The organism is Luteibacter sp. KNZ12-1A (assembly GCF_056755675.1).
Genome location: NZ_JBPGXU010000047.1, coordinates 1 through 21,780 on the forward strand (window position 1 = coordinate 1; position 21,780 = coordinate 21,780).

15 protein-coding genes are annotated in these 21,780 nt (G+C 67.2%); 5 read left to right on the top strand and 10 right to left on the bottom strand.

Going from position 1 to position 21,780, the window contains the following annotated elements:
* The coding region (locus ACR9ZJ_RS11135; RefSeq protein WP_481287788.1) for a DEAD/DEAH box helicase at positions 1-1,577 on the bottom strand (1,577 nt) is incomplete at its 3' end.
* A 437-nt stretch (positions 1,578-2,014) separates the two neighbouring features.
* On the opposite strand from ACR9ZJ_RS11135, the gene trxA reads away from it, so the two are divergent.
* The 3 genes from trxA to ACR9ZJ_RS11150 all read left to right on the top strand — a co-directional run bounded on the left by trxA (position 2,015) and on the right by ACR9ZJ_RS11150 (position 5,870).
* On the top strand, positions 2,015-2,341 hold the full coding sequence (gene trxA / locus ACR9ZJ_RS11140; protein ID WP_429200203.1) for a thioredoxin TrxA: 327 nt from the start codon (positions 2,015-2,017) through the stop codon (positions 2,339-2,341).
* Between the two features lie 159 nt (positions 2,342-2,500).
* Complete coding sequence (gene rho, locus ACR9ZJ_RS11145; protein WP_481281757.1) at positions 2,501-4,330, top strand: transcription termination factor Rho; 1,830 nt, start codon at positions 2,501-2,503, stop codon at positions 4,328-4,330.
* Positions 4,331-4,499: 169 nt separating this feature from the next.
* Positions 4,500-5,870 (top strand): glutamate--cysteine ligase, encoded by a 1,371-nt coding sequence (locus tag ACR9ZJ_RS11150; RefSeq protein ID WP_481287789.1) that lies wholly within the window; start codon positions 4,500-4,502, stop codon positions 5,868-5,870.
* Positions 5,871-6,048: 178 nt separating this feature from the next.
* On the opposite strand, the gene ACR9ZJ_RS11155 is transcribed toward ACR9ZJ_RS11150, so the two are convergent.
* Entirely contained in the window at positions 6,049-7,476 is a 1,428-nt protein-coding gene (locus ACR9ZJ_RS11155; protein ID WP_481287790.1) for an OmpP1/FadL family transporter, read from the bottom strand.
* Between the two features lie 235 nt (positions 7,477-7,711).
* Here ACR9ZJ_RS11155 and ACR9ZJ_RS11160 point away from each other — a divergent pair, with 235 nt between their 5' ends.
* Entirely contained in the window at positions 7,712-8,014 is a 303-nt protein-coding gene (locus tag ACR9ZJ_RS11160; protein ID WP_481287791.1) for a YcgL domain-containing protein, read from the top strand.
* A gap of 90 nt (positions 8,015-8,104) precedes the next feature.
* Entirely contained in the window at positions 8,105-11,533 is a 3,429-nt protein-coding gene (locus ACR9ZJ_RS11165) for an ankyrin repeat domain-containing protein (protein ID WP_481287792.1), read from the top strand.
* Here the strand turns inward: ACR9ZJ_RS11165 and ACR9ZJ_RS11170 are convergent, their stop codons facing one another.
* The 8 genes from ACR9ZJ_RS11170 to ACR9ZJ_RS11205 form a co-directional block, all read right to left on the bottom strand.
* Complete coding sequence (locus ACR9ZJ_RS11170; protein WP_481281762.1) at positions 11,534-13,342, bottom strand: monovalent cation:proton antiporter-2 (CPA2) family protein; 1,809 nt, start codon at positions 13,340-13,342, stop codon at positions 11,534-11,536. It lies immediately after the preceding gene.
* A gap of 76 nt (positions 13,343-13,418) precedes the next feature.
* Complete coding sequence (gene hemB / locus ACR9ZJ_RS11175; RefSeq protein WP_481287793.1) at positions 13,419-14,408, bottom strand: porphobilinogen synthase; 990 nt, start codon at positions 14,406-14,408, stop codon at positions 13,419-13,421.
* A gap of 88 nt (positions 14,409-14,496) precedes the next feature.
* Positions 14,497-15,264 (bottom strand): heme ABC transporter ATP-binding protein, encoded by a 768-nt coding sequence (locus ACR9ZJ_RS11180; protein ID WP_481287794.1) that lies wholly within the window; start codon positions 15,262-15,264, stop codon positions 14,497-14,499.
* Entirely contained in the window at positions 15,261-16,298 is a 1,038-nt protein-coding gene (locus ACR9ZJ_RS11185; protein WP_481287795.1) for a FecCD family ABC transporter permease, read from the bottom strand. Before ACR9ZJ_RS11185 ends, ACR9ZJ_RS11180 begins: the two co-directional genes overlap by 4 nt.
* A complete protein-coding gene (locus tag ACR9ZJ_RS11190; RefSeq protein WP_481287796.1) occupies positions 16,295-17,155 on the bottom strand; it encodes a heme/hemin ABC transporter substrate-binding protein in 861 nt (286 codons plus the stop codon). The genes ACR9ZJ_RS11185 and ACR9ZJ_RS11190 overlap by 4 nt, the downstream gene beginning before the upstream one ends.
* The gene (locus ACR9ZJ_RS11195) at positions 17,152-18,225 is read right to left on the bottom strand and encodes a hemin-degrading factor (protein ID WP_481281767.1); all 1,074 of its coding nucleotides are present in this window, start codon (positions 18,223-18,225) and stop codon (positions 17,152-17,154) included. The genes ACR9ZJ_RS11190 and ACR9ZJ_RS11195 overlap by 4 nt, the downstream gene beginning before the upstream one ends.
* Before the next feature lie 10 nt (positions 18,226-18,235).
* Complete coding sequence (locus tag ACR9ZJ_RS11200; protein WP_481287797.1) at positions 18,236-20,542, bottom strand: TonB-dependent hemoglobin/transferrin/lactoferrin family receptor; 2,307 nt, start codon at positions 20,540-20,542, stop codon at positions 18,236-18,238.
* 140 nt (positions 20,543-20,682) lie between these two features.
* A complete protein-coding gene (locus tag ACR9ZJ_RS11205; protein ID WP_481281769.1) occupies positions 20,683-21,777 on the bottom strand; it encodes an ABC transporter ATP-binding protein in 1,095 nt (364 codons plus the stop codon).
* Between the last annotated feature and the right edge of the window lie 3 nt (positions 21,778-21,780).

Below are 21,780 nucleotides of genomic sequence, written 5' to 3' on the forward strand. Positions count from 1 at the left end.
CCCGGCGGCGCGCCGCCGGAGACGGGGGGCGGGGGGGGGCGCGCGGGGGGTGGGGGCCCGCGTCCGGGGGCGGGTGGGGGTCGCCGCGCGCGCCGCCCGCGCCCGCCGCGCGACGACCGGCCGGCCGCCGCCGCGGATACCGTGTCGACCGAAGTGCCGATGAAGACCGTGGTCGTCGCCGAAACGGTCGCCGAACTCCCGGCGGCCGGCCGGTCTTCGCGCGGCGGACGCGGGCGGCGCTCGCGGCTACCCGAACGCTCCCCGGAACGCGGACCGCCACGACCGTCGCGACCGCCACGGCCGCCCTTCTCCGGCGGCGCGCCGCGGGTCGGGATGTGCCCGTCGTTGTCGTTCGGATCGTCGATCTCATCCTGCACGCCATCCGCGCGCGGACGCGGCGGCGGCATCACCAGCATCTTCGCGTCGATGGACGCGGTCGGGATCTTCTGGTTGATGTAGGCCTCGATGTCGGGCAGGCCCATGGCGTAGAGGTCGCAGGCGAAGCTGATGGCGTCGCCCTCGGCGCCAAGCCGGGCGGTGCGGCCGATGCGATGGACGTAGTCCTCGGCGTCCTGAGGCAGGTCGTAGTTGAAGACGTGGCTGACCGCGGGAATGTGCAGGCCGCGGGCGGCCACGTCGGTGGCCACGAGCAGGTCGATCTGGCCATCCTGGAATCGCTGCAGCAGCTTCTGCCGCTTCACCTGCGGCACGTCGCCGGAGATGGCGCCGACGCGGAAATTGTGCCGCTTCAGCCGGTCGGTGATGCGCTCGGCGGCGGCCTTGGTGTTGACGAAGATGATGCTGCGCTCGGTCTTGCTCTCTTCGAGCAGGTTGAGCAGCAAGGGCATCTTTTCTTCCTTCGAGGGGAAGTAGACCACCTGGCGAACGCGGTCGGCGGTGACGTTCTCGGTCTCCACCACGAGCTTTTCGGCCTCGTGCATGTGCTCGTACGCGAGCTCCAGCACGCGGTGGCTCAAGGTGGCGGAGAACAGCAGCACCTGGCGGGCTTCGCGCGACGGCAGGCGGCGGAAGATGAAGCGCACGTCCTTGATGAAGCCGAGGTCGAACATGCGGTCGGCTTCGTCGATGACCATGACCTCGACGCTGCCGAAGCCGAAGACGTCCTGCTTGTAGTAATCGAGCAGGCGGCCCGGCGTGGCGATGATGATGTCGCAGCCGTCGCGCAGTTGCTGGCGCTGCTTGTCGTAGTCGACACCGCCGTAGATGAGGGCGCTGCGCAGGCCGGTGGCCTTGCCGATGGTCTGGAAGTCCTTCTCGATCTGGATCGCCAGTTCACGGGTGGGTGCGATGATCAGGGCGCGGGGATCGGAATCCTTGCGGTCCGGATGCGCCGGGTTCTTCAGCAGGCGGTCCATCAGGGCGACCAGGAAGGCGAAGGTCTTGCCGGTGCCCGTCTGCGCCTGTCCGGCGACGTCGCGGCCGGTCAGGGCGATCGGCAGGGTCAGCGCCTGGATCGGCGTGCAACGGGTGATGCCGGCGGTGGCGAGGCCCTGGTGGAGCAGCGGATGGAGGTCGAGGTTTTCGTAGAAGACGTCGGTGAGAACGGTTTGGGACATGTGGATGAGTGACCTGGAGTCTCGCGCCACGGATACGCGGCGTCGCCCCGGCGGCAGGAATGGGCCGCGGGGCGGTGGGTGATCCGGTCGGCGGCGCCACGGGAGAGTCGGCAGGCGCCGGTTGCGACCGGCGGCCGTACGACGCACCCGGCGCACGATGGCCGGAGGCGGCGGCGCGCGACCCGACGGTTCCCGCTGGCATAGGTGAAAAGGCTGTTAACCGCGAGAGCGTGTTCACCTATGTCAACGAGAACCATCCCGTCGGCGCCCTTGAATCGCTTGAATCGCGCCCCTAGTTGGGTTGGAATGAGGGCCGCCGGCTGCAATGGCCAAAGACCTTCGGTTCCGGTTGGACCCGCGACATGGGGCTCCTTAGTGTAGCCGATGCGAGCGTCACGGTCGTCAACGCCCTTTCACCCCTTCCTTTGGAGACCCCGGTGAGCGAAAAGATCACCCACACGAGCGACGCTGCCTTCCAGAAGGACGTCCTCGATTCCGATACCCCCGTCCTGCTCGACTTCTGGGCGGAGTGGTGCGGTCCCTGCAAGTCGATCGCCCCGGTCCTGGACCAGCTCGCCGACCAGTACGACGGCAAGCTGAAGATCGTGAAGATCAACATCGACGAGAACCAGAACACCCCGCGCCAGTTCGGTGTCCGTGGCATCCCGACCCTGATGGTCTTCAAGGGCGGCAAGGTCGAGGCGACCCAGATTGGCGCCGTCGGCAAGAGCCAGCTCGACCAGATGATCCAGAAGGCGATCTGATCGCCTTAGCTGTACGTTTCACTTCCGCCGCCGCGTGAGGCGCTTTACGCCGCGCCTCACGCGATGCTAGGCTTCAGGAGTTCGCCGGGACACCGCTTGTCCCCCACGTCGCGAACCCTCTCCCATTCTTCTTTCAACGGCGCCCCGTGAGGTTTGCCCGTGTCCGATATCGAAACCAAAGATTCCATCGACGCCAAGGGCGCCGGCGACCAGCCTGCGACCGAACCGCGTCCGCGCACCCGCCGCAAGGCCCCGGCTTCGGCCGAGGCTCCGGTAGAGACGAGCGCCCCGTCGCCGGCTCCCGCCAGGGCGGCGGTGCCCCCACCCTCGCCACCGCCGCTTCCGCCGGCTCCGCAGGCCGAACTCCAGCTGGGTAACACGCAGCAGCCGGAAAACCGGCAGCCCACGCCGCAAAACGACGTGCGCGAAGGCAACCAGGGGCAGTCCCAGGGTCAGGGAGGCGGCCAGCCGAACAACCCGCAGCAGGCACGGGGCGACAATCCCAACCAGCAGCAGAACCCCAATCGCGCCAACGACCGCAACGAGCGTGACGGCCGCGGCCGCCGCCGGCGCAACGAGCGCAACCAGCAACGCCAGGGCGGCGGTGGTGGTGGCAGCCCGGGCAACAGCAGTGGCGGCGGTGGCGGTAACTACCAGCATCCGCGCAACAACAACGGCTATCCCGTCGACGACGACGAGAACGCCGACGCCGGCAGCAACGATCGCCTGATCAACCTGACCGAGCTCAAGCGCAAGAACGCCATCCAGCTGCTCGAGTTCGCCGAGTCCCTCGGCGTCCGCGAAGGCGTGGCTCGCCAGCGCAAGCAGGACGTCGTCTTCAACATCCTCAAGGCCCACGCCCGCTCCGGCGGTGGCATCTGGGCCGAGGGCGTGCTCGAGATCCTGCAGGACGGCTTCGGCTTCCTGCGCTCGGCCGACGAATCCTACCTGGCCGGTCCGGACGACATCTACGTCTCGCCCAGCCAGATCCGCCGCTTCAACCTGCGCACCGGCGACTACATCACCGGCCGCGTCCGCCATCCGAAGGAAGGCGAGCGCTACTTCGCGATGCTCAAGGTCGACGACATCAACGGCGATCCGCCGGAGGCGTCGAAGAACAAGCTGCTGTTCGAGAACCTCACCCCGCTGTTCCCGCGCAAGTCGTTCAAGCTCGAACGCGGCAACGGGTCCACCGAGGACATCACCGGCCGCATCCTCGACCTCGTCGCCCCGATCGGCCGCGGCCAGCGCGGCCTCATCGTCTCCCAGCCGAAATCCGGTAAGACGATGATGCTGCAGAACATCGCCCAGGCCATCCAGTACAACCACCCGGACGTCCATCTGATCATGCTGTTGATCGATGAGCGTCCCGAGGAAGTCACGGAAATCGCCCGCACCGTTCGCGCCGAAGTCATCAGTTCCACCTTCGACGAGCCGGCCGTCCGTCACGTGCAGGTCGCCGAGATGGTGATCGAGCGTGCCAAGCGCCTGGTCGAGCACAAGAAGGACGTGGTGATCCTGCTCGACTCGATCACCCGCCTGGCCCGCGCCTACAACACCGTGGTGCCCAGCTCCGGCAAGGTGCTCACCGGCGGCGTCGACGCCAACGCCCTGCAGCGCCCGAAGCGCTTCTTCGGCGCGGCGCGCAACGTCGAGGAAGGCGGCAGCCTCACCATCATCGCCACCGCCCTGACCGATACCGGTTCGAAGATGGACGAGGTGATCTACGAGGAGTTCAAGGGCACCGGCAACATGGAAGTGCACCTGTCCCGCCGTATCTCCGAGAAGCGCGTCTACCCGGCGATCGACATCAACCGCTCGGGCACCCGCCGTGAGGACCTGCTCATCGATCCGGACCTGCTCGCGAAGATCTGGATCCTGCGCAAGCTCCTCCATCCGATGGACGAACTGGCCGCCATGGAGTTCATGCTCGACAAGATGAAGAACACGAAGTCCAACGACGAGTTCTTCAATTCCATGAAGCGCTGAGCGCTCCACGGGAACTTGCGAAGAGGCCCCCCAAGGGGCGGCCGCGTGGTATACGGGGCCCCGCCCCCAGCGTTTGCTACGCTGCGCCGCCGGCCATCCCTTTTGGGCACGAAGACGTGCCCCCATGTGGAGCGGCTACCGGCCTAAAGCCCAACGCCAAGGAAAGTCCGTGTCCATCCCCAGCGCCGCCAAAAGTACGCCGATCGGCGACCGTCACGACCTGGTCGCCTACCTCGCCGAAGGCGAGAAGCCGCGCGAGGCCTGGCGCATCGGCACGGAGCATGAGAAGTTCGGTTTCTATACCGACGATCTCACCCCGCCGCCTTTCACCGGCGAGCGCCCGGGCATCCGCGACGTCCTCGAGGGACTGGCCTCGCGCTTCGGCTGGGACATCGCCCGCGAAGGCGAAACACCGGTGGCACTGACCAAGGGCAAGGCCAATATCACCCTGGAACCCGCCGGGCAGCTGGAACTCTCCGGCGCGCCGCTGGAGACGATCCACCAGACCTGCGATGAAGTCACCGACCACCTGAAAGAAGTCCGTGCCGTCGCCGAGGACATGGGCATCGGCTTTCTCGGGATGGGCTTTCAGCCGAAGTGGCGCCGCGACCAGATGCCATGGATGCCGAAGGGCCGCTACAAGATCATGCGTGAGTACATGCCCAAGGTCGGCTCGCTCGGCCTGGACATGATGACCCGCACCTGCACCGTCCAGGTCAACCTCGACTACGCGAGCGAGGCCGACATGGTGAAGAAATTCCGCGTCGCGCTCGCCTTGCAGCCCATCGCCACGGCGCTGTTCGCCAATTCACCCTTCACCGAAGGCAAGCCGAACGGCTACAGGTCGTACCGCTCGCACGTCTGGACCGATACCGACGGCGACCGCACCGGGATGCTCGATTTCGTCTTCGAGGACGGCTTCGGTTATGAACGCTACGTCGACTACATCCTCGACGTGCCCATGTATTTCAGCTATCGCGACGGCCAGTACGTCGATCTGTCCGGGCAGGACTTCAAGAAGTTCATGCGTGGCGAACTGCCGGCCTTGCCGGGCGCGCGGGCGACGATGAAGGACTGGGCCGATCATCTGACGACCGCATTCCCCGAAGTGCGCCTGAAGCAATACCTGGAAATGCGCGGCGCCGACACGAGCACGTGGAATTCGCTCTGCGCGCTGCCGGCATTCTGGGTGGGCTTGCTGTACGACGACGACGCCCTGGACGCGGCCTGGGATCTGGTGAAGGACTTCAGCAAGGCCGAGCGCCATGCATTGCGCGACGGCGTGCCGAAGGAAGCGCTGGCCCTTCGCTTTCGCGGTCACACCGTACGCGATCTTTCACTGGAAGCCTTGAAGATTTCCGAAGCGGGCCTGAAACGCCGCAACCAGCTCGGAAACCGCGGCGCGGACGAATCGATCTACCTCGAACCCCTGATGGAGATCGCCATCTCGGGCAAGACGCAGGCCGACGTGAAGCTCGAACGGTTCCATAAGGAATGGAACGAGAGCGTCGATCCGATCTTCCGCGAATACGCCTACTAAAAGCATCGCCAACCCTATCGGCGATTCGAGGCAATAAAAAGATTCTTCACGGAAGTCCGGGGTGCACGGAAGCCGAGCCCACACCAGGCGAACCCCGCAAATACAGGAAGAACCAATAAAAAAAACCTCCCCGTCACCAGGGAGGTTTTTTCTTTGCATCAGCCGATCGCGCGAGCGATCAGAACTGGTACTTGGCCGACACGCTGAGCAGGTTGCCCTTGTCGTCGTTCTGGCCGACGAGACGATCGCCCGTCGCGCTCGACACACCGGCGATGTGCGCGTTGTTCACGAAGATGTGCGCATAACCGGCGTTGATCTCGAAGCGCTCGGTGGCCTTGTAGCCAAGACCGAAGGCCACCCACTTGCGGGTCGAATCCGGCACGCGCGGCGAGCGGGTGTCGTCGTAGGTCGGGGTGCTGTCCACGGCCACACCGGCACGCAGGGTGAACTTGTCGTCGAGGTAATACTCGCCGCCGACCGATGCGAACCAGCTGTTGCGCCAGCTGTAGTTCTCGCTCGTGGACGGCTGGTTCGGGTTCGAGTAGTTGACCGTGAGATCCTTGAACGAATCCCACTTGGTCCACGACAGGTCGAAGCCGAGGCCGAACTTCTCGTCCTGGTGCCAGAAGCTGGCGGTCGCGATGGCGGGGGTGGTGAAGCCCGCGCGGCCATCGGTATGGGTGAACGGCGGCTGCCCGCTACCCAGCAGGGCGCCGACGGTCGGATTCGACAGCACGGCGGTGACATTGGTCGGCATGGTGAAATTGCCGGTGCCTTCCAGGGTGTGCTTGATCTTGCTGCGGTAGTTCAGCGCGATGCGATCGTTCGGCGTGAGCTTCCACAGGCCGCCGACCTGCCAGCCGTAGGCCCAGTCGTCACCCTTGATCTTCGCGTATCCATCGCTGCCCGGAGGCACGACGGCCGCGTACTGCGCGGCGAGCGCACGGGCCACGGCCGGGGAAAGCTGGCCCGCTGCCGCGGCGCGCTGGATCAGGCCCAGGCCGACGGTGTTGTAATTGATCGCGCTGGTCAGTTCCGCGCTCGTCTTCTGCGCGATGGCGCTGACGCCGACGGCGAAGTCGTCGGTCACGTCGAACGAAGCCGACAAGGTCACGTCGAACGACTTGAAGTCGGACTTGATGGCGTTGTAGCGGCCCTTCCAGTCGGAGTCGTACTCGGTCTTGAAGCCGAACGGCGCGGTCAGGCCGAGGCCGAGGTGGACGCGGTCGCTGACCTGGGTGGCGAAGTACATCGCCGGGACGGGAATCGTGGTGCCGGCTTCGCCGCCGTTGCCGCCGCTGATCGGACGGCCCTGCGCATCGGTGGCCGTGCCATGGAACTTGGTGCTGAAATTGATGCCGGTGACATCGGCCTGGAATACGTTGCCCTTGAGCATGGACATCGCAGCCGGGTTGTTGACGATGACGGAGGCGTCATCACCCGCGGCGGTGGAGCCGGCGAATGCGCGGCCCAGCGCCTTGGCGCTGTTTTCCTTGAGCTGGAAGGCGCTGGCGTGGGCGGCCTGCGGAGCCACCAACGCACCGGCGATGGCCAGCGAAAGGGCGGCGACGGCCAGCGGACGGGTCGAAAGGTTCAGCTTCTGCATGCGGAGTGCTCCTGCTTTTGTTCTGCTCGGGGGCGATATGACGCGCGCAGAAAGCGTAAAACTTTCCCCTTTTCATACGCGCGTTTAACATTCTGGCTGCGAACTCTGGACGACTTGACGCCCTGTTTGCAAGTGCGAATGCAACAAAGATGAAACGGTTACCACTTACAGGCCTCCCACCGGCACCGGCTTTTGGTAGGGTAAGCGGACGAGCCGCCACGCGAGACCTGCCGTCATGCACTGCTTCGTCTACGCCAGTCAGCGCAAACCCGACACCTATGTCTGGCTCACCCGCCGCGAGGGCTTCGATGTCCTCCCCGAGCCGCTCGTCCTCCTGCTGGGTGAACTTCGCCTCGTGCTCGAGGTGGAACTCACTCCGGAGCGCCGTTTGCCACACGAAGATTCTGAGCGCGTGCTGGCGAACCTCGCCGCGCAGGGCTGGCACATGCAGACGCCGCCCAACGAAACACTCAGCGTCTGCAACCAGCCGAACCACAATCGCGAGATCGACCCGGACCAGTTCGTCGTCCGAGCCTGACAAGGCACCCGCCGTGCATGGGTAAGACGTGCAGCCCGGGTTAACGCGACGTTACCGCGTGGGCGGTTTCCGCTCCGTATACTCCTGCGCATGGCCAATCCCAAACGTCGTCGCCCGCCGCTGATCAAGGCGCTGCCCTGGTTCCTTCCCGCCCTTGCCGCCGTCGCTTGCGCGGGGCTCACCGCGTCCCCGCTCGCGCTGATCCCCTTGCTGCTGGCGAACGCACTGGCGATGAGCGCGGTCTGCCATGCCATCGGCTTCGATCCCGAGCCGAGCTACCTGCGCACGGTCTTGCGACGCGGCTCGGCCTACGTGGTCATGTTCACCGCCTACACCTTCGTCGTGTTCGTGCTCGTCGCCTGGCCACTGCTCAAGCTGACCCAGGCACCGAGCCTGGGTGCGGCCCTGCTTCTCGCCGGCACGCTGGTGGTCGCCTTGACGGTGCTCTGGCGGGTCTGGCCCGCGTTCGGACTGGTGTTCCTGTGGGACGACGCCTATCCCGCGCAGGGTGGCGACGGCTCCTGGATCTTCACCGCCATGGCCCGCTCGGTCAGCTTCGGCCGCCACCTCTCGGCGGAAGACCGCTTCTTCTCGCACTTCCTTCCAGCCGCCCTGGGCCTGCTGGTGCTCGCCTTCAGCGCCGTGGCGTTGTCGGGGCTTTACGGGGTGCTGCCGGCGGAGATGCGCCTCGCCGCGCTCGGCATCTATGCCATCGTGCTCTTGCCGCTGGGCTGCATGGTCATCGCCAACCGAACGCTGCGCGCCCTGCTATGCGATCGCCGTGGCCATATCCGCACGGTGCGCGCCGAGCCACGACGCGGCGCGGAAGCACCCGTCGCGGCCGTCGCGCCGGCTCCCATTCCCGTGCTCAGCGATGAAGAAAACCAGCCCGGCGTGCGCGACCGCGCCCTCTTGGTAGCGACGCGCGAAGGGGACATCGCCCGTGCGGTGGCTCTGGTGGAAGCCGGCGCCGATCCCGATACCGCCGCGGAACCCGGCGACCGCGACCAGCGGCCCGTGCTGACCCTGGCCGCTCTATCGCCGGACATCCGCCTGCTTCGCGCCCTGATCGCGAAGGGCGCCCAGGTCGATCGCGTCCGCAACGGCATGACCGCGTTGCTCGCCGCCAGCCGTGACAGCTGGCACGGCCGGCCGGAAGCGGTACTCACGCTACTGACGAACGGCGCCAACGCGGCGGGCACGGACGCGGAAGGCAACACGCCGCTGCATGGCGCCGTGCTCAGCGCCGAGCCGACGGTCGCCGCCATGCTGCTCGACGCCGGTGCTCCGGTCGATGCCGTGAACGCCGCCGGCGACACGCCGCTGGCCCTGGCCTGCCGTGCCGCGAACTGGGCACTCGTCCGCTTCCTGCTGGAGCATGGCGCCAAACCGGCACCCGTGGGCGGCGAGCCGGCCCTCGTGGCGGCCGCGGGAATCGCCGACGACGACAGCGAAGGCGTCCGCGTCCTGCTCCGGCACAAGGCACCGGTGAACGCGGCGAACGCGCACGGACGCACCGCGTTGATCGCCGCCGCCGCGGAGGGCCACGAGCAGATCGCCCGCGCGCTGCTGCAAGCCAACGCCAATCCGAACCTCGCCGACAGGCACGGCACGACGGCATTGATGGAAGCCGCCCGCGCGGGCGCGCATGGCATCGTGCAGCTGCTCGCTGAAGCCCATGCCGATGCGGCGCCACGCGATGGCCACGGGCGCGACGCGCTGACCCTCGCCTGCCAGTCGCCGCGAGCCCAGGCCGCCACCGTGCGCGCCCTGCTCGCGCTCGGTGCGCAACCAAAGGAAGCCGGGGCCGACGGCCGCAGCGCGCTGGACCACGCCGCCGCCACCGGCCGCTGGGACTTCGTCGCCCTGCTCGATCCCGAGACCCCGTTGCCGACATCGCTCAGCGAATCGGTGGTACCGGAAGCCGGCGCGGACTCGCCGATGCATCTGTACGATGCGCTACGTTTCGGTCACTGGGCGGTGGCTTCCACCTTCGCGACGAAAGTGCGCGAATGGCCCATGCATGAACTTGCCACGCTGTACGTCGACCTGGCCGGCGCCGGTTTCGACGCCGCGCGCGCCTGGCTGCTCGACCACGGCCTTGCCGCCGAGGCACGGCTCGCCACGGCCACCGACGAAGAAGGCACCTTGGGCCGCCGGTTGTTCGACGCCTTGCTGCCGCAGCTACCTCATTCAGCCGATGCGCTGCTCCAGCTCATGCGCGCGGGCGCATCGCCCGCTGGCGCGGGATTGCTCGGCCAGGCCGTATGCCGGCTGGAAGGCGCCGACGAGCGGCTGACCCTGGCCATGCTCGATGCCGGCGCGGATCCGTTCGGCGCCGATGCGCGCGGTCGCACGCCCGTGCACATGGCTGCCGCCACGGGCCGCGTCGCCCTCCTCGGCGCCTTGCTGGCACGTGGGATGGATCCCAATGTGCGCGACGCCGGCGGCCGCACGCCGCTGCACGCCGCGCTCGAACAGGGCGGTGACAGCTTGCCGCTGGTTCGCCTCCTGGTCGCCCACGGTGCCGATCCCGAAGCCGCCGACGTCAACGGCGAAACGCCCTATGGCCTGGGCATCGGCCACGGCGACGTCGAACGCTGGTTGAACTGGCCGGCCTGGCAGCTGCCGCGCCGGGCGTTGCGTGCGGACGATTTGCCGGCTGCCGCGGCTGCCGGCGATACGCAGGCGGTCGATCGCCTGCTCGAACTGGGATTCCCCGTGGACACGCGCGACAGCCATGGCGCGAGCGCCCTGCTACGCGCCGCCGGTGCCGGCCAGCGCGAGGTCGTCGAGCACCTGCTCGCCGCCGGTGCCGATCCCACGGCGGCCGCGGCATCCGGCGTGACACCGCTTGCCGCCGCGGTGAATGCCCGGCGCGAGGCGGTGGTGGAGTTGTTGCTCGCGCGTGGCGTGGCGGTCGACCAGCGCCTGCCAGGCAATGCCACGGTGCTGATGATCGCGGCCACGCTCGGTTATCCGGAGATCGCGGACATGCTCCTCGCCGCCGGCGCCGACGCCACCGCCGAGGACGCCCACGGCCATACGGCCCTGCATGCCGCCGCCCAGTACTGCTTCGGCGGCAGCGACAGCCTGCGCGCGCGCCGCTTGCTGGACACGGTGATCGGCAAGGGCGCCGACGTGAACAAAGCCGACAAGGATGGGGTGACGCCGTTGCTCATGCTGCTCGGCGCACATATGCGTCCCGGCGTCGCTACCGACGCGACGCACCTGGGCGCGCTCGTGCCTGTCCTGCTCGATGCCGGCGCCCGGATCGAGCATGCCGATCACCGGGGCGTCAGTGCGCTCCATGCCTGCGCCATGCATGCCCTGCTCCCACCCGCACGCTTGCTGCTGCACCGTGGTGCCAGCCGTAACGCCGCGGACGCCTTCGGCCGCACCGCGGCCGACGTCGCACGGCACCTTGGCTACGTCGATATCGCGCACGAACTCGGCGGGCGCACGGGAGCCATTCCGAGCGTACGGCAGACGCTGCGGCAGCCCGCGCAGCCGGACTGACTACTTTTCTTCTTCGCGGACCCGCTCTTCCACGGCGTCCGCCTCGAACAACTGCTGCAGATCGTGCAGTGCTTCCTTCGTGGTCTGCACCAGCGCGGTCTCGTCGTCGTACACGAGGTACTGCGCACGCAATACCTGGTCGTCGTGCTTGCGGAACCGGGCGATCCGGCTTTCGACGACATCCGGGGCCATATCCAGCGACTCGAGCACGTGACGCGTCATTTCCAGGCTCGAATAGAACGTCTCGCGCACGGGGTCCTCGACACCGATGTCCATCAGCCGGAACGCATGCTGGCGGTTGCGCGCGCGCGCCACGATCTTCAGGTGGGGATACTGCCGGCGCACGAGGCGCGCCGTGCGCAGGTTGGCCTCGGGGTCGTCGGTGGCTATGACGAAGACCTCGGCCTTGTCGGCCTGGGCCGCGCGCAGCATTTCCGGGCGGCCGGGATCGCCGAAGAACAGCGAGGTGCCGCCGAAGCGGCGCGAGGTTTCCACCTGTTCCACCGAGCTTTCCAGCGCGACGAACTGGATGCCCTGCGCGCGCAGGACACGGGCGACGATCTGGCCCATGCGGCCGAAGCCGGCGATGATCACGCGGGGCGTGTCCGCTTCGATGGCGTCGAACTCGCGGTCCGGCTTGCGTACCCGGTCGTGCACCAGGCGCGACGCGGCGAGCACGAGCAGCGGGGTCAGGGCCATCGACAACGAGATGGCCATCACCATCAGGCCGCGCTGGTTGCCATCGATGAGGCGGTTCTGCTGGGCGAGATTGAGGATGACGAACGCGAATTCACCGCCACAGGCGAGCACCGCCGCCAGGCGGACCGAATCCGCCGTGGTCAGGGCGCCCACGAGCTTTCCCAGCGGCATGATCAGGATGGCCTTCACGGCCAGTAGCAAGGCCACCATGCCGAGCACCAGCAACGGCTTCGCCACCAGCATGCCGAGATCGACCGACATACCCACGCTGACGAAGAAGAGGCCCAGCAGCAGCCCCTTGAACGGCTCGATGTTCGATTCGAGTTCGTGCCGGTACTCCGAGTCGGCCAGCAGCAAGCCGGCGAGGAAGGCACCCAGCGTGGTCGATATGCCGGCCAGTTCCATCAGCCACGCCGTGCCCATCACCACGAGCAAGGCCGTGGCCGTGAACACCTCGGTGCTCTTCGCCCTGGCGACGAAGCGGAACACGTGACGCAACAGCAGGCGGCCGCCGATGATCACGGCGACGATCGTTCCGACGACGCGGATGACACTCATGATGTCCGGCGCATGGGCGTCGTGGGCGATCGTGCCTCCGAGCAGGGGCACGGCGGCGATCAGCGGAATGGCGGCGAGGTCCTGGAACAGGAGGATGGCGAAGGCCTGCCGGCCATAGACCGTGCCGGCTTCCTTGCGCTCGGCCAGGATCTGCAGACCGAACGCCGTGGAGGACAAGGCGAGGCTGCCGCCGACGATCACGGAGGCCTTCCACGTCAGGCCGAACAGGAAATAGCCGATGGCGCCGATCGCGAGGGCGCAGGTAAGCACTTGCAGGCTGCCGCTGCCGAACACGGCCCGCCGCATCACCCACAGGCGCGACGGCGAGAGTTCCAGGCCGATGACGAACAGCATCAGCACGACGCCGAAGTCGGAAATCGTGGAGACGCCTTCGGTATCGCTGACCAGGCCCAGCACCGACGGGCCGATGACCACGCCGGCGAGCAGGTAGCCCAGTACCGCGCCGAGGCGGAAGCGCTTGGTCAACGGGACGGCGATCACCGTCGCCAGCAGGAAGACGACCGCCGTCTCGAGAAAGTGATGCCCATCCATCCTGCGACTCCCGGAGTATCGCGTTGGATTATGTCACGGGGACATGGGTGGGTTTTGCATGAAATCCTTTTCTTGCTCAGGCCTTCAGCCAGCGCGCGACATCGATCGCGAAGTAAGTGAGGATGGCATCCGCTCCGGCGCGCTTCATCGCCAGCAGCGATTCCATGACCACGGCTTTCTCGTCCAGCCAGCCGTTCTGCGCGGCCGCCTTGATCATCGCGTACTCCCCACTGACCTGATAGACGAAGGTCGGCGCGCCGAAGGTGTCCTTCACCCGGCGAACGATGTCCAGGTAAGGCAGGCCCGGCTTCACCATGACGGCGTCGGCGCCTTCGGCGAGGTCGAGCTCCACTTCACGCAGGGCCTCGTCGCTGTTGCCGACGTCCATCTGGTAGGTGTGCTTGTCGCCCTTGCCGAGGTTGGCCGCGGAACCCACGGCATCGCGGAACGGGCCATAGAAGCTGGACGCGTACTTCGCCGAATAGGCGAGGATGCGCGTATGGATGTACCCGGCGTCTTCCAGCGCCTCGCGGATGGCGCCGATACGGCCGTCCATCATGTCGGAAGGTGCGACGAAATCCATGCCTGCCTCGGCCTGGGCCAGCGACATCTTGATGAGTGCCTCGACGGTCGGCTCGTTCATCACATAGCCGTTTCCGTCGATCAGGCCATCCTGGCCGTGCGTGGTGTAGGGATCGAGCGCGACGTCGCCGATCAGGCCCAGCTCGGGGAAGCGCCGCTTCAACTCACGCGTCGCTCGCTGGAACAGCCCCTCCGGATTCCATGCCTCGCGCGCATCCTCCGTCTTCACCGATCCGTCCACGGAGGGAAACAGGGCCAGCGCGGGGATGCCGAGGGCGACGCATTCCGCGGCGAGCTTCACCAGTTCGTCGATCGAAAGGCGGTCCACGCCCGGCATCGACGGCACCGGCTGGCGGATGCCTTCGCCGTCCACGACGAAGGCGACCATGATCAGGTCGGACACGGTGAGCACGTTCTCGCGCATCAGGGCGCGGGAGAAAGCGTCGCGGCGCATGCGGCGCATGCGGACTGCGGGGAAGGTCATGGGAGGTGCCCATACGTTGACGATCCGCCCATTTTACTCCCTGGCGCCCCGCCACCGGCGGGCAAAGCGTCGCAGGGGCGGGGACAGCTTATGCGGCGTCGATCCGCAGGCCGCCATGGCGCCGCAGAGGGATGCCGTAGACATCGGAAAGCAGGTCGATATCGAGCGCGTTCTCCGGCGTCCCTTGCCGCAGCACCCTCCCATCCGCCAGCACGGCCACCTCGTCCGCATAGCGCGCCGCGAGGTTCAGGTCGTGCAATACGGCGACCACGCCAAAGCCTTCCGCGGCGAGATCCCGCGCGCGACGCAGGATGAAATGCTGATGGGCCATGTCCAGGCCGGCCTCCGGCTCATCGAGCAGCAGCCATGCGCCCTCGTCCGTGGCGCCCCATACCTGGGCGAGCACCCGTGCCAGTTGCACGCGCTGCTGCTCCCCACCCGAGAGATCGGTATAGCGCCGGCCACGGAGGTTCCCCACATGCGCCGCGCGCAAGGCGGTGTCGACGATGCGTGCGTCGCGCGCGGCATCGGGCGAATGCGGACTTCGACCGAGCGCCACGACCTCTTCCACCGTAAAGCCGAACTCCAGGACGACCCGCTGGGAGAGCATGGCGCGGCGACGCGCGAGCTCGCGTGGCGGCCAGGTAGACACAGGGCGCCCGTCGAGCGTCACCCGGCCGGCATCGGGAACGATCCGGCCCGACAACGCGGCGAGCAGGGTGCTCTTGCCGGCACCATTGGGGCCGACCAGCACGAGCAGGCGACCGGGACGGGCGGTCAGCGACACATCGCGAAGAACCGGTTTGCCGCCGCGCGCGACACCGATGGCGCAGGCGACGAGACGACCGCCGCTCATCGGATGCCCTCGCCGACCCGGTGGCTCAGCAGCAACCACAGGAAGAACGGCCCGCCCACCAGGGCCGTGAGCACGCCGATGGGAAGCTCGCCTGGCGCAACGACCGTGCGTGCCAGCGCATCCGCCGCCACCAGCAGTATCGCGCCGCCCAACGCGGAAGCCGGCAACAGGAAACGATGATCCGGACCGAAACCCATGCGCAGGAGGTGCGGCACCAGCAGGCCGACGAAGCCGATCACGCCGGTGAACGCGACCGCGGCCCCCACGCCCAAGGCGACCAGGCCCACCAGCGACAGTTGCAGGCGTTCGGGGCGGAAACCCAGCAGGGCGGCTTCACCCTCCCCCAGCAGGAGTGCATTGAGCGCGGACGCGGCCCGTGGAAGGCACAGCATGGGCAACACGATCCACGGCGCCGCCGTGGCAAGCCTCGTCCAGGTGGCGCCACCGAGGCTGCCCAGCGACCAGAACGTCAGGTCGCGCAATTGGTTCTCGTTGGCCAGGTAGGTCAGCAAGCCCACGCCGGCCATCGCGATCGCATTGATGGCGACGCCGGCCAGGAGCAGGTTGGCGGTCCCCGGCCGCCGGCGGCCGAGCAGGTACACCAGCGATGTCGCCGCCAGGCCGCCGGTAAAGGCGCATCCCGCGACCAGCGGCGAACCCGACTGGCCGCCCAGGACGATCGCCCCGACCGCACCCAGCGCGGCGCCCGCGGAGACACCGATCAGGCCTGGATCGGCCAATGGATTGCGGAACAGGCCCTGCATCGTCGCCCCGCCGCTGGACAGCGCCGCGCCGACCAGCACGCCGAGCAACACGCGCGGCAAGCGCAACATGAGCACGACGTTGTCGTCCCCCTCCGCCGTGGCGCCCACCATCCATCGCGCCAACGCCCCGCCGATGTCGCCCGTTGGGATCGCGATGGCGCCGCGAGTGAGGCTCCATGTCGCCGCGGCGAAAAGCAGGCAACACAGCGCCGCCATCGCGACACCACGGCGCGTGCGGACACGCGGCAACACGAGGCTCACCGCGTTCATGGCGCCGGCACGGCCCAGCGCGCCTGCAAGTCCAGCGCGGCGTCCGGCGTACGGGGCCCGAAGCCGAGCAGGGCCTGTCCTTCGACGAAATAGATGCGCCTGGCCCGTCCTGCGGGAGTGTCCGCCACACCGGGTAATGCAAGCACCCCGGCGATGCCACCCACCGCGTCCTCTCGCTCCCTCATCAGGACGATGGCGTCGGGCTTCATCGCGACCAGCGCTTCCGGCGAAACCGCCTTGTAGCCCTCGATACCGTCCGCCACGTTCGTGCCGCCCGCCAGCGCGATCGCGCGATCCGCCGCGGTCCCTCGTCCCGCCGCCATCGGGCTGCCCTGCCCCGTCGACATCAGGAAGACCGCGCGCGGATGCGCCGGCATCGCCGCCACCGCGCGAGCGAGCGTGGCGAAGCCCGTATCCACCCGGGCGGCGAGCGCGGATGCCTCCTTCTCGTGCGCCGTGAGCCGTCCTATGCGGCGGATCTTTTCGCCGATGTCGCGTGCCGTCGTGGCGACCGGCAAGACCTCGATGCGCACGCCGGCGTCGCGCAGCTGTGACATCGCCGATGCCGGCCCCGCGTCGTGGGTCGCCAGCACGAGGCCAGGCCGCAACGCCAGTACGCCTTCCGCGCTCAATTGGCGAACGTAGCCTACGTTGGGCAGCCTGGTCGCCTCTGCGGGCCATGTGCTCGTCGCGTCCACCCCGGCCAGCTGGTCCTGCGCGTGGATCGCGTAGATCGTCTCGGTGACATCGCCACCGAGCGAAACGATGCGCGATGCGGCCATGACGCCTGACGACACCAGCAACGCCCAGACCAACGCGAGCACATGCCCCAGGCGCCATACGTTGCGCGCGTTCATGCGTCCGCTCCAGCCTTCGCCAGCAACGCCCGCCAGTCATCGCGCTCGGGCAGGCCCGGCTTGCGCTTGCCGAACACCTGCACGATCTGCGTCCCATCGGCCGCGTACACTTCCAAGGACGTGACGAAGCCCTCGGGTACCGGCTTGCGCACGATCCAGGTTTCCGCGATCGCATCGCTGCGAAGATGCAGGTTGAAACCATCGTCCAGCACGTTGAGCCAGGGCCCCGCCATCTTCACGTCGTGCACCGGCCCGGTGTGGATCTGGACCACGCCGGGGGAACCGACGAAGATCATCAGTGGTTCTCCTCCGATGGCCGCGGCTTCCAGTAGACGGCGTACCGCCGCCTCGTCGGTCCGGGTGGCGAATGCATCGCCGACCAGGCGCAAGGCCTGGGTCCGCGTGACCTCATGCTTCTTCAACATGGCGAAGAAATCGTGCGGATCGCGCAGCGCGCGCCAGTGATCGCGTAGCGAATCCACGTCCACCGCGTGATCCGGCTGCATGACGGGCAAGGGATCGTCCACCGCCACGCAATCGATCAACGGCGACTGCACGGCGGCGGTATGGCGATGCACGAGCGAGCGCCACGCAGGTCGGTCGCTCTGCTCCGTCAGGTATACCTTGTGCACCGCCTGCCCATCACCGTCGAAGAACTGCAGGCTTTCCAGTTCGCGCCCATGCGACGAATCGCGGACGGCGAATCCATAGCGCCAATGACGGAGGAACAGCCGGAGATCGATGTCTTCATCGAGCACGATGCCCATCGTGCCGCCGATGTCGACATGGTCGTAGCGGCCTTTTTTCTCGTGCACGCAGTACTCGTTGCGGGTCAATGCCATGACCCGGCCGAGTGTGGGTAATTCACGGATCAGTCGTGGCCAGTCGCCCTCCAGGCGCGTGACGCCTTCGCCGACCCGGCCGGCGATGAGTTCGCCTTCGCTCACGCCGAGCCGGCGCGCGGCATCGCGGGCGCGTAGCCCCGGCTCGGCTTGGCGCAGGCGGTGCCAATCGCCGATCATCGCGGGGATGTCCGGATGGGGGGACACGGAGGTCTCGATATCTCGCATGGACGTTTCCTCAGAAGGTGTAGCGGGCGGACACCGCGACGGCGCGGCCGGGCATGGTCAATCGATCGATCTGCGCGTTGCGCACCTGCGCATCGTCGACGCCGCCGCCATCGGTACTGCCCACGTTGGCCAGCACCCCTCCATGCAGCGATCCCCAGTCCCAGTACTTGCGGTCGGTGAGGTTGGTGAATCCGGCGCTGAATTCCAGGGCCTTGGTCGGCTTCCAGTGCGCATACAGGTCCAGCGTGGCGTAGCCCGGTGCCTGGAAAGCGGTGGAGCTGTCGAGGCGCGACTTGCGCCGCACGCCCTTGCCGATCAGTTCGACGCCCCAGCTCCTGGCGTTGTACGAAACGCCGAGCACGGCGGTGAGCGGGTCCACGCTGTTGAGCGGCGACCAACCGGAGGCACCGTAGACTTGCTTGTCGCCCTTGGCCGCGGCCAGGTTGCCTTCGATGCGCCAGCCTTGCAGCGCATCGCTCAAGGCACCCAGGGTCAACCCGGCGGAGGCCTCGACGCCCTTGATCGTCGCCTTGGGAAAGTTCACCGCCTGCATCACGATGAGCAGGTTCTGGTCGAGTGCCCATTGCGGCCACTGGCCACGATCGAGGGTGTAACCACCGAAGATGAAATCGCGGTACCGGTTGTAATAGGCGCTGGCGCTGAAGTATCCGAGTTCCCCGTTGCCACGCACGCCGATCTCGACGCCCTTGCTCGTTTCCGGCTTGAGCGAAGGATTGGGCACGATGCCGTACAGCCGCGGCGTCCCCCACGCCACCGCCAGTTCGTTGTACAACGGCGGGCGAAAGCCCTGCGCGTATTGCGCGTAGACCTCGATGGCGTCATTCATCGCATAGGTCACGCCGAGCTTCGGCGAAAACCGGTTGCTGCGCACCTCGCCCAGGCCACCCTGCACGAACGAGCCGTCGAAATACGGGTCGTCGCGATCCGGCTTGAACGTATAGCGATCCCAACGCACGCCGGGAACGATGCGCAAGCGGCCATCGAGGAAGACGATCTCGTCCTGTGCGAAGACGGCGTAGCGGTCGGTGTCGTTGGGCGGGAAGAAACGCAGCGGATAGCTCTCGGGCATGTACGGTGCGCTGCTGGAGACGATGCCCGTGCGCACGTCCCGGCCTTCACCACCAAGCTGGCCTGTCGGCGTGGTACGCGTCGCTTCGACGCCGTAGGCGATACGCTGCTGGACGTCACCGTCCACCGTCTTGTACAGGGTCAGCTTGCCGCCGAAGAGGCGTTCGTCCAGGTCACTCAGGTAGAGACGATCATAGGTCGCACCCCGCGACGGCACATCGGCCCGCGTGCGCGTGGTCGATTCGGTCTCGGACTTCTGCCACCAGGCATCCCATTCCAGGCGATCGGCGATTCCCAGGTCGATGTTCGCATAGCGCTGTCCGACCGAGAGGCGCGCCCGCGTGGCGCGGTCTTGCGCGGTATCGCTCGACAGCCGCGTGGTGCCGGCCTGGCCGAGAGCACTCAGGACGTTGGTGTTCACGTCGTTGCGATACAGGTCGGCGGTCACGCGATCTTCCCGCCCCGATGGCGCGACATGAACGTACTTCGCCAATACGCTGGTCGTATCCTGGGTAAGCGGATCGGGCCGTGTGCGCAGGTAATCGGCACTGTCGATGCCGCCCTTGTTGTCCGGTTCGTGGGCTTCACGGTGATCGGCCACGAACACGATGCCGTTCGTGGGCGTGCCGCCCGCGAGGGTCAAGGAGGTACCGAATGAACGATCGGCGCTTCCATAGCGTTCCTTCACGGACACGTAGACATCCCTGCCGTCGCGCAGGTAATCGGCGGGATCCTTCGTGACGTAGCGCACCGTGCCACCCAGGGCATCGGAAGGGTCGAGCGCCGAGGCGGGTCCCCTGACGATCTCCACGCTTTTCAACGTGTCCGGGTCCACGAAGCTGCGGCCGGCGCGCATGCCCGTCGTGGAGAAACCGAATGAACTCGAAGCGGCCACGCCGTCGGTGAGGATGGCGACGCGATTTCCGTCGAGGCCACGGATGTTGAAGCTGTCCAGCCCCCAGCGTCCCGCGGTACCCACGGCCGATACGCCCGGCTCGTACTTCACCAGGTCGCGTATGTCGACGACGAGGTGCCTGTCCATCTTCTGACGGTCGATCACCGACACTGTCGCCGGCACGTCGAAACGAAACGCCGAGCCGATCGCCGTGACGGTGATGCGTGGCAGGTCGTCGGCGCCGTCGCGCACGGGAGCGTCCGCGGCGTGAGCGCCGGCGACGCAAAGGAATACCGCGCCAATCGGCGCGGCGAGGGCATTCTTTCGCAGCACGTGATGCTTCCTTCGCAGATGTCGTGCCTGGCGGCACAAATCGGGAGCTTGCGAAGGAGGTCGTGTGCCTCCGGCTGGCGGCCGGGTCAGCGCATCTTAATAAGAATGGTTCTTATTCACAATAGCCCGTGCGACGGCACTCACACGTCGATACGCGCGGTGCTCTCCGGGTCAAAGAAGTGCAACCGCTCGGCCTGGAATCCCAGGGCCACGTCGTTGCCCGGCTGGATCGTCGTGTGAGGCGGCACGCGCGCGACGAGTTCGTCATCGCCGTGGCGCATGTTGAGGAACACCTCGTTGCCGACCGGCTCGACGACATCCACGTGCGCATGCAGGCGTTCCGCGATTCCCGGGTGGTCCGCCACCGTCAACAGGTCTTCGGGCCGTACGCCCACGATCACCGGTTTGTCGAGATGCGTGGCCAGCAGCGGCGAATCGGTGCCCAGTTCGAACGAGCCACCCTTCATTTCCAGGCGCAGGCCATCGGCGCGGCGCAGCGTGCCGTGGAAGAGATTCATGGCGGGACTGCCGAGGAAACCGGCGACGAACAGGTTCGCCGGCTTGTTGTAGAGGTTCATCGGCGTGTCGAGCTGCTGGATGACGCCCCCGTTCAGCACCACGATGCGCTGGCCGAGCGTCATCGCCTCGATCTGGTCATGGGTGACGTAGACCATCGTCGCGCCGAGGCGCCGGTGGATACGCGCGATCTCCACGCGGGTGGACAGGCGCAGCTTGGCGTCGAGGTTCGACAGCGGCTCGTCGAGCAGGAATACCGCGGGATCGCGAACCAGCGCGCGACCCAGCGCCACCCGCTGCCGCTGGCCTCCCGAGAGGGCCGCGGGACGATGCTCCAGGCGTTCGTCGAGCCCGAGCATGGCGGATGCGTCGGTCACGCGACGGTCGATCTCCTCCTTCGGCGCACCCCGCAGGCGCAAGCCAAAGCCGAGGTTCTCGCGCACCGTCATGTGCGGATACAGCGCATAGTTCTGGAAGACCATCGCGATGTCGCGATCCTTCGGCGGGACGTCGTTCACCACGCGGTCGCCGATCGTCATGGTTCCCCCGGAGATCGATTCCAGGCCGGCGATCATTCGCAGCAGGGTCGTCTTGCCGCAACCGGACGGCCCGACGAGTACCAGCAATTCGCCATCGGCGATGTCGAAGCTCGCCTCCTTCAGCGCCACGTGCCCGTTCGGATATACCTTGCGCACCTTGTCGAGGCGAACCGCTGCCATCAC

Bases quoted from the DNA above. Each gene is read 5' to 3' on its own strand.
- ACR9ZJ_RS11155 (WP_481287790.1), bottom strand. From the start codon at position 7,476: ATGCAGAAGCTGAACCTTTCGACCCGTCCGCTGGCCGTCGCCGCCCTT.
- ACR9ZJ_RS11160 (WP_481287791.1), top strand. From the start codon at position 7,712: ATGCACTGCTTCGTCTACGCCAGTCAGCGCAAACCCGACACCTATGTC.
- ACR9ZJ_RS11165 (WP_481287792.1), top strand. From the start codon at position 8,105: ATGGCCAATCCCAAACGTCGTCGCCCGCCGCTGATCAAGGCGCTGCCC.
- ACR9ZJ_RS11170 (WP_481281762.1), bottom strand. From the start codon at position 13,342: ATGGATGGGCATCACTTTCTCGAGACGGCGGTCGTCTTCCTGCTGGCG.
- hemB (WP_481287793.1), bottom strand. From the start codon at position 14,408: ATGACCTTCCCCGCAGTCCGCATGCGCCGCATGCGCCGCGACGCTTTC.
- ACR9ZJ_RS11180 (WP_481287794.1), bottom strand. From the start codon at position 15,264: ATGAGCGGCGGTCGTCTCGTCGCCTGCGCCATCGGTGTCGCGCGCGGC.
- ACR9ZJ_RS11185 (WP_481287795.1), bottom strand. From the start codon at position 16,298: ATGAACGCGGTGAGCCTCGTGTTGCCGCGTGTCCGCACGCGCCGTGGT.
- ACR9ZJ_RS11190 (WP_481287796.1), bottom strand. From the start codon at position 17,155: ATGAACGCGCGCAACGTATGGCGCCTGGGGCATGTGCTCGCGTTGGTC.
- ACR9ZJ_RS11195 (WP_481281767.1), bottom strand. From the start codon at position 18,225: ATGCGAGATATCGAGACCTCCGTGTCCCCCCATCCGGACATCCCCGCG.
- ACR9ZJ_RS11205 (WP_481281769.1), bottom strand. From the start codon at position 21,777: ATGGCAGCGGTTCGCCTCGACAAGGTGCGCAAGGTATATCCGAACGGG.